The sequence below is a fragment of the Brevundimonas sp. genome (genome assembly GCF_052436175.1).
GTDB lineage: Bacteria > Pseudomonadota > Alphaproteobacteria > Caulobacterales > Caulobacteraceae > Brevundimonas.
Genome location: NZ_JBQVNM010000032.1, coordinates 24,191 through 31,152 on the forward strand (window position 1 = coordinate 24,191; position 6,962 = coordinate 31,152).

The 6,962-nt window shown below is 67.6% G+C and carries 8 protein-coding genes; all 8 read right to left on the reverse strand.

The features are described 5' to 3' along the window. Nucleotides 1-3: 3 nt before the first annotated feature. Complete coding sequence (locus ACT6QK_RS08985; RefSeq protein ID WP_444597488.1) at nt 4-1,218, reverse strand: M16 family metallopeptidase; 1,215 nt, start codon at nt 1,216-1,218, stop codon at nt 4-6. Nucleotides 1,219-1,265: 47 nt separating this feature from the next. Then, nucleotides 1,266-1,994 (reverse strand): SURF1 family protein, encoded by a 729-nt coding sequence (locus tag ACT6QK_RS08990; RefSeq protein WP_444597489.1) that lies wholly within the window; start codon nt 1,992-1,994, stop codon nt 1,266-1,268. Further along, the gene (locus ACT6QK_RS08995) at nt 1,991-2,368 is read right to left on the reverse strand and encodes a DUF983 domain-containing protein (protein WP_444597490.1); all 378 of its coding nucleotides are present in this window, start codon (nt 2,366-2,368) and stop codon (nt 1,991-1,993) included. The genes ACT6QK_RS08990 and ACT6QK_RS08995 overlap by 4 nt, the downstream gene beginning before the upstream one ends. Nucleotides 2,369-2,391: 23 nt before the next feature. Next, nucleotides 2,392-3,270, reverse strand: a complete 879-nt coding sequence (locus ACT6QK_RS09000) for a cytochrome c oxidase subunit 3 (protein ID WP_444597491.1) — start codon at nt 3,268-3,270, stop codon at nt 2,392-2,394. A 94-nt stretch (nt 3,271-3,364) separates the two neighbouring features. Then, complete coding sequence (locus ACT6QK_RS09005; RefSeq protein ID WP_444597492.1) at nt 3,365-3,943, reverse strand: cytochrome c oxidase assembly protein; 579 nt, start codon at nt 3,941-3,943, stop codon at nt 3,365-3,367. 4 nt (nt 3,944-3,947) lie between these two features. Further along, entirely contained in the window at nt 3,948-4,202 is a 255-nt protein-coding gene (locus tag ACT6QK_RS09010; protein WP_444597493.1) for a hypothetical protein, read from the reverse strand. A gap of 27 nt (nt 4,203-4,229) precedes the next feature. Continuing rightward, the gene (cyoE, locus tag ACT6QK_RS09015) at nt 4,230-5,216 is read right to left on the reverse strand and encodes a heme o synthase (protein ID WP_444597494.1); all 987 of its coding nucleotides are present in this window, start codon (nt 5,214-5,216) and stop codon (nt 4,230-4,232) included. A 68-nt stretch (nt 5,217-5,284) separates the two neighbouring features. Beyond that, the coding region (gene ctaD, locus ACT6QK_RS09020) for a cytochrome c oxidase subunit I (protein WP_444597495.1) at nt 5,285-6,962 on the reverse strand (1,678 nt) is incomplete at its 5' end.

Below are 6,962 nucleotides of genomic sequence, written 5' to 3' on the forward strand. Positions count from 1 at the left end.
AGCCTAACCCGCCGACAGCCGATTGGCGAATGCGACGCCCGCCGGCGCCGCGGCGCGCGGCCCCAGCACCGCCGTGGCGGCGAGCCCGGGGTCCAGAACCCGGGCGGCGGCGCGCTTCAGGTCGGCGGCCGTCGTGGCGTCCAGCCGGGCGACGCTGGCTTCTGTCGAGACCGGCGCGCCGTGGATCAGGGTCTGGGCCGCCATCCGGCCAGAGCGGCTGGCCGGGCTTTCGTCCGACATCCACAGCCCGGCCTTCAGCACGGCGCGGGCCCGCGACAGCTCGGCCTCGGTAGGACCCTCGGAGGCCAGGGCGACGGTCTGATCCGCCGCCACCTCGGCCAGTTCGACAGAGCGGTCCGCGGCGGCCCCGGCATAGATCCCCAGGACACCCGCGTCCTCATGCGCCTCGTGCCAGGCATCGACGGCGTAGGCCAGGCCGCGCTCCTCGCGCGCGCTCTGGAACAGGCGCGACGCCATGCCCCCGCCGAGGATTTCGGTGAACAGCCGCAGGGCCGCAAAGTCGGGGTCCGTGGCCGACACGCCCGGCAGTTCGAACACCAGATTGGCCTGTTCGATCCGACGCGCCAGTTTCGCATGGCCGCCGGTGAAGCGGGCGTCGGCCGGGGGCTCGGCCGGCGCCCCCGCCTCCTGACCGAACCAGCGTTCGGACAGGGCCAGCAGCTCATCCTCATCCACCGCGCCGGACACCGAAACCACCATCCGATCGGGCGCATAGAGGCGGGCGCGCCAGTCGGAGATGGCCTCGCGCGTCACCGGCTTCAGGCTGTCGACCGAGCCGAGGATCGGCCGTCCCAGGGGCTGGCCGGCGAAGGCGCGCGTCTGGGCCATTTCGAAGACGTGGTCGTCGGGGGTGTCGAAGGCTTCGGCGATCTCCTGGGCCACAACATCCTTTTCCCGTTCGATGTCGGTCGGGTCGAGGGTCGGCCGGAACACCAGATCGGACAGCACCTGCATGGCCAGGGGCAGGGAGCCGTCCAGCCCCCGGATGTCGAAACTGGTCCGCTCATAGCCCGTGGCCGCATTGATCGACCCGCCCTCCGCCTCGATCCGTTCGACGATGTCGCGCGCGCCCATCTCGCCGGCGCCCTTGAACACCAAGTGTTCGAGCAGATGGGACCAGCCCGACTGGGCCTCGTTCTCCCATCGCGCCCCGCCGCGCACGGCGATGGTCACCGCCAGGGTGCGCAGGCCCGGCATCGGATCGCAGACGACGCGGACGCCGTTGGAGAGAGTGTGCAGTCTGGTCAGGGGACGCGGTCCTTGGGCGCCGCGTCGGGCGCTGTGGGCCGGATCATCCGGCGGCGGAGCATGGCGATATAGAAACCGCTCAGGGCGATCGCCAGTCCGAACCAGGTCAGGGCATAGCCGAGGTGGTTGTTGGAGAAGGCGGCCGGGGGCGCGGAGGCCTGCAGCGCCCCCAGCTCCGGATTGGTCGAAGCGAGAGCGAACAAGGTGAACTCCGAGGGCGTATCGGCGCGCAGGGCGCGGGCGATGGCGGCGCTGTCGCGGGCGTAGAAGCGGCCTTCGGAAGGGGGCGGCGACATCATGCTCGGCTCGGGCGTCCGCCTCAACTCGACCAGAAGCGACAGCGGCAGGGTCGAAGCCGCCACGCGCGGGCGCGCCGACACGGTGTCGGGCACGAAGCCCCGATCAATCAGGAAGACCTGCGTCTGGTCCGGCGCGCGACAGATCGAGATCAGCCGCGACCCGCCCACGCCGTTCTGAATCGACTGAAGCTCGACATAGGGGGCGGTGGCCAGACCGGGGCAGACGACCAGAGCCCGGCGGAACTCGGGATTGGGCGCCGTCAGAACCTCGGCCAGGGGCGCGGGCGGGCGGCCTGCGGCGTCCTCGGCCGCCGAGATCAGCCCTTCCTTCCAGGCCAGCCTCTGCACCTGCCAGACGCCGAGGGCGATCAGCAGGGCCAGGGCCGGGACGACGAACAGGGTCAGGATCCACGGAAAGCGCTTCACGGCCTGCGGCCCTCCGTGCGGCTGCGATAGTGCAGGGCGATCATCAGCCCCTTGCCCGGCCGCATCAGACCCAGCGCCAGGGCGACGACCAGCGGCGGCCAGACGATCATATGCAGCCACAGGGGCGGATGACGGGCGATCTCGACAAACAGGGCCGAAAATCCCACCAGAAAGCCGGAGATCTGCATGATGAAGGTCGCGGCGCCGTCGCCGGTCTGGATCGAGGCCAGATCGTAGCCGCAGGCCGGACAGGCAGGCTGGACCTTCAGGAAGCCATCGAACAGGCGCCCCGCCCCGCAATGCGGGCACCGGCAAAGCAGACCGGCCCGGATCGGGTCGATCCGGGCCGGCGCAGATGTGGATTCAGGCGTCATTCGTCATCCGGCGCAGGCCGGGATCAGCCGAAGGCCACATAGACGAAGGCGAACAGGAACAGCCAGACCACGTCCACGAAGTGCCAGTACCAGGCGGCGGCCTCGAAGCCGAAGTGCTGCTTGGGCGTGAAGGCGCCGTTCATCAGGCGGATCAGGCAGACCGCCAGGAAGATGGTGCCGATCAGGACGTGGAAGCCGTGGAAGCCCGTGGCCATGAAGAAGATCGACCCGTAGAGGCCCGAGTTGGCGGCCGCCTCGTTGAAGAAGAGGTTCTCGTGGAGGATCTCGAAATACTCGTAGGCCTGGATGCAGGTGAAGAAGACGCCGAGCAGGATCGTCAGGATCAGGCCCTGTTGGGCGGCCTTGCGGTCGCCCTGTTGCAGGGCGTGGTGCGACCAGGTGACGGTGCAGCCGGACAGCAGCAGGGTCACGGTGTTCAGCAGAGGCAGGTGCCAGGCGCTGAGGGTTTCGACGCCCTTGGGCGGCCAGGTCGACCAGGCGGCGGCCGTATCGGTCCAGGCGCCGATCTCGGGGATTTTCTGACGCGCCTGATCGAACAGCGCCATGTCGAAGAACATCCAGAAGAAGGCCGCGAAGAACATGATCTCCGAAGCGATGAACAGGACCATGCCGTAACGCAGGCCGATGGCGACGACGGGCGTGTGGTCGCCCTTGTTGGCCTCCTTGACCACGTCGGCCCACCACAGGCCCATGCCGAGGACCGTCAGGAACAGGCCGAGGAAGAACAGCCAGTGGGTTCCGGCGGGCAGACCGAACACGCCCTTCATCCAGGCGACGGCGCCGACCATCATGACGACCGAGGCGGCCGAGCAGAACAGGGGCCAGGGACTGGGATCGACCAGATGGTAGTCGTGTTTCGGGGCGGCGTGATTGTCGGCCATCAGGGTCTCTTGCAACGGTCGAGAGATGCTTTGGATGGGCTATAGCCCATTTTCCGCTCAGGTCGAGCGGGGGGAGCTTGAAAAGCGGCGGAAATCAGGTGCGGCCAGACTCACGTCCGGCGGCGCGACCCGGGTCCTTCGTCCCGTCCGGCGCGCCGTCCCTGGCCGGGTAGAAGGTGTAGCTGAGGGTGATCTCGGTCGCGCCCTTCGCCTCGGCGTCGGTCGCCAGTTCGGGGGCCACGAAATACTGGACCGGGAATTTCCGCGTCGCGCCCGGCTCGATGATCTGCTCGTCGAAGCAGAAGCACTGCAGCTTCTGGAAGTAGGGTCCGGTGTATTCGGGCACGACATTATAGCCGGCGCGCGCCTTGATCGGGCGGTCGGAGGTGTTGGTGACGTCGAACCAGGCCATGCCGGTCTCGCCGATGCGGACACGCTGGCTGACCTGCTCGGCGCGGAACACCATGGGCAGGTCGCGCACATTGGTGTCGAAGCGAACCAGGACCGTCGAATCGAGGACGGTGTCGGGCGCCTTGTCTGCCTTTCTCACCGTGCCGTCGAAGCCGGTGACCTGGCAGAAGAGCTGATAGAGGGGCACGGCGGCGAAGGCGGCGCCGGTCATGAAGACGACCCCGCCGGCGCAGGCCAGGGCGATGAGGTTCTGGCGCTTCATGGCCTCAACCCCCCGCCGGGGCGGGCGCCGGTTGGGGCGCCGGGTTTTCCAGAACCGGGCTCTGCGGCGCCGAGGCGGCGGCGGCGGCGGCGCGCGCCTGACGCCCCGCCTCCTGATTGTGCAGCATGCGCAGGAAGGTGGTGGTGAACAGCAGCACCATGAAGGCCACCAGGGCCAGGGCGATGAAGAGGTTGCGTCGCTTCCGCGCCGCCAGTTCAGTCGGGGTCAGGCGGATGAAGCGCGAGCGGTCGGGGGTCATGGTCGAGTCCATTGGGAAGTCCCGGAACTAGAAACGTAGCGCCGTCATGCCGGTCAGATGCTCGACCAGCAGGGCCGCGAACAGAGCCATCAGATAGAGGATGGAAAAGGCGAAAAGATTGCGGGCCGGTTTGGCCTCGGCCTTCACGTCATACAATGCGGCCTCTCGCCCCACGGTGTCCGCCTTGTCCGGCCCCTCATCGCCCACGGGGTCTCCGGCGCGGGAGCGATAGAGGCGCAGGGCCAGGCCGAGGAAGCCCAGGCCGCCGAGCACCGAAACCGCCAGATAGACCCAGCCGCCCATGCCCGTCAGGGCCGGAGCGATCGCCACGGGCACGAAGATCAGGGAATAGATCAGGATCTGCCGCCGGGTGGACTTCGCGCCCCTCGCCACCGGCATCATCGGGATGCCCGCCTTGGCGTAGTCGCCGGCCGAATAGAGGGCCAGGGCCCAGCTATGCGGCGGGGTCCACAGGAAGATGATCGCGAACAGCAGCCAGGCCTGCCAGGGCGCTGACCCCGTCGCCGCCGCCCAGCCGATCACCGGAGGCAGGGCCCCGGCCGCGCCGCCGATGACGATGTTCTGGGGCGTCCTGCGCTTGAGCATCAGGGTGTAGAAGACGGCGTAGTAGACGATGGTCAGGGCCAGCAGGCCTGCCGCCAGCCAGTTGGCGTTCATCCCCAGCAGCATCACCGAGAACAGGCTCAGCACGGCCCCGAAGGCCATGGCGTCGCCCTTGGGCACGCGGCCTGCCGCCACGGGCCGACCCCGGGTGCGCCGCATCAGGGCGTCGGTCTCGCCCTCCAGCGCCATGTTGAAGGCGCCCGCAGCGCCTGCGCCGACGGCGATGCACAGGATGGCGATGGCGGCGACGAAGGGATTGATCGACCCAGGCGCCACGACCAGCCCCGTCGCGCCCGTGAACACCACCAGCGACATGACGCGCGGCTTGAGCAGCTGGAAATAGTCTTCCGGCTGGGCGGTGGTGACAAGGGAGGCGGGCTTGGCGGTCATGGGTTCAAAATGGCGAGGGCCGCCCTTCCGATCGCGGAAGGACGGCCCCCTCTATCATGGGATTGCAATCAGTGGTGATCGTCGTCCTTGACCACCGGCAGTTCGTTGAACTGGTGATGCGGCGGCGGCGAGGACAGGGTCCACTCCAGGGTCGTGGCGCCTTCGCCCCACGGATTGGCCACGCCCGGACGGCGACGGATGGCGGCTTCCAGCAGCATGATGAGGAAGACCCCGACCCCGACGATGGTGATCACATAGCCGACCGACGAGACGTGGTTCCACAGCTCATAGGCGTCCGGATAGTCGATGTAGCGACGCGGCATGCCCTGCAGGCCCAGGAAGTGCTGCGGGAAGAAGATCAGGTTCACGCCGACGAACATGATCCAGAAGTGCAGGCAGCCCAGGAACTCGTTGTACTTCACCCCGAACATCTTCTCGAACCAGTAGTAGAAGCCGGCGAAGATGGCGAAGACGGCGCCCAGCGACAGGACGTAGTGGAAGTGGGCCACGACGTAGTAGGTGTCGTGCAGGCTGTAGTCGATGCCGGCGTTGGACAGGACCACGCCGGTCACGCCGCCGACCGTGAACAGGAAGATGAAGCCGATGGCCCAGAGCATTGGCGTCTTGAAGCTGATCGAGCCGCCCCACATGGTCGCGATCCAGCTGAAGATCTTCACGCCCGTGGGCACGGCGATGATCATGGTCGCGGCCACGAAATAGGCGCGCAGGTTCACGTTCATGCCGACCGTGTACATGTGGTGGGCCCACACGACGAAGCCGACGAAGCCGATGGCCACCATGGCGTAGGCCATGGCCAGATAACCGAAGACCGGCTTCTTCGAGAAGGTCGAGACGATGTGCGAGATGATGCCGAAGCCGGGCAGGATCAGGATGTAGACCTCGGGGTGGCCGAAGAACCAGAACAGATGCTGGAACATGACGGGGTCGCCGCCGCCGGCCGGGTCGAAGAAGCTGGTGCCGAAGTTGCGGTCGGCCAGCAGCATGGTGATGGCCCCGGCCAGAACGGGCAGGCTCAGCAGCAGCAGGAAGGCCGTGATCAGCACCGACCAGGCGAACAGCGGCATCCGGTGCAGGGTCATGCCGGGCGCGCGCATGTTGAAGATGGTGGTGATGAAGTTGATGGCGCCCAGGATCGACGAGGCGCCGGCGATGTGCAGCGAGAAGATCGCCAGGTCCATCGCCGGGCCGGTGTGGCCCTTGGTCGAGAGCGGCGGATAGATGGTCCAGCCGCCGCCGAAGCCCTTCCCCGGTCCGCCGTCGACGAACAGCGACAGGATCAGCAGCACCCAGGCCGCGACCAGCAGCCAGAACGACACGTTGTTCATGCGCGGGAAGGCCATGTCCGGCGCCCCGATCATGATCGGCACGAACCAGTTGCCGAACCCGCCGATCATGGCGGGCATGACCATGAAGAAGATCATGATCAGGGCGTGGCCGGTGACGACGACGTTGTAGCCGTGCTTGGTCTGCTCGACGAGGCCGAACAGGCTGACCAGCGAGCCTTCCTTGAAGATCTGGATGCCCGGCTCGGCCAGTTCCCAGCGGATCAGGCCGGACAGGGCGCCGCCCACGATGCCCGCCCTGATGGCGAACAGCAGGTAGAGGGTGCCGATGTCCTTGTGGTTGGTGGACAGGAACCAGCGGGTGAAGAAGCCCGGCTTGTGGTCGTGCGCGGCCTCATGGTGGTGGCCATGATCGGCGTCGTGGGCGCCGGAAGCTCTGGGG

What these genes read in the sequence shown, in the direction of transcription:
- ACT6QK_RS08985 (WP_444597488.1), bottom strand. Translation starts at nt 1,218, where the DNA reads ATGCCGGGCCTGCGCACCCTGGCGGTGACCATCGCCGTGCGCGGCGGG.
- ACT6QK_RS08995 (WP_444597490.1), bottom strand. Translation starts at nt 2,368, where the DNA reads ATGACGCCTGAATCCACATCTGCGCCGGCCCGGATCGACCCGATCCGG.
- ACT6QK_RS09000 (WP_444597491.1), bottom strand. Translation starts at nt 3,270, where the DNA reads ATGGCCGACAATCACGCCGCCCCGAAACACGACTACCATCTGGTCGAT.
- ACT6QK_RS09005 (WP_444597492.1), bottom strand. Translation starts at nt 3,943, where the DNA reads ATGAAGCGCCAGAACCTCATCGCCCTGGCCTGCGCCGGCGGGGTCGTC.
- ACT6QK_RS09010 (WP_444597493.1), bottom strand. Translation starts at nt 4,202, where the DNA reads ATGACCCCCGACCGCTCGCGCTTCATCCGCCTGACCCCGACTGAACTG.
- cyoE (WP_444597494.1), bottom strand. Translation starts at nt 5,216, where the DNA reads ATGACCGCCAAGCCCGCCTCCCTTGTCACCACCGCCCAGCCGGAAGAC.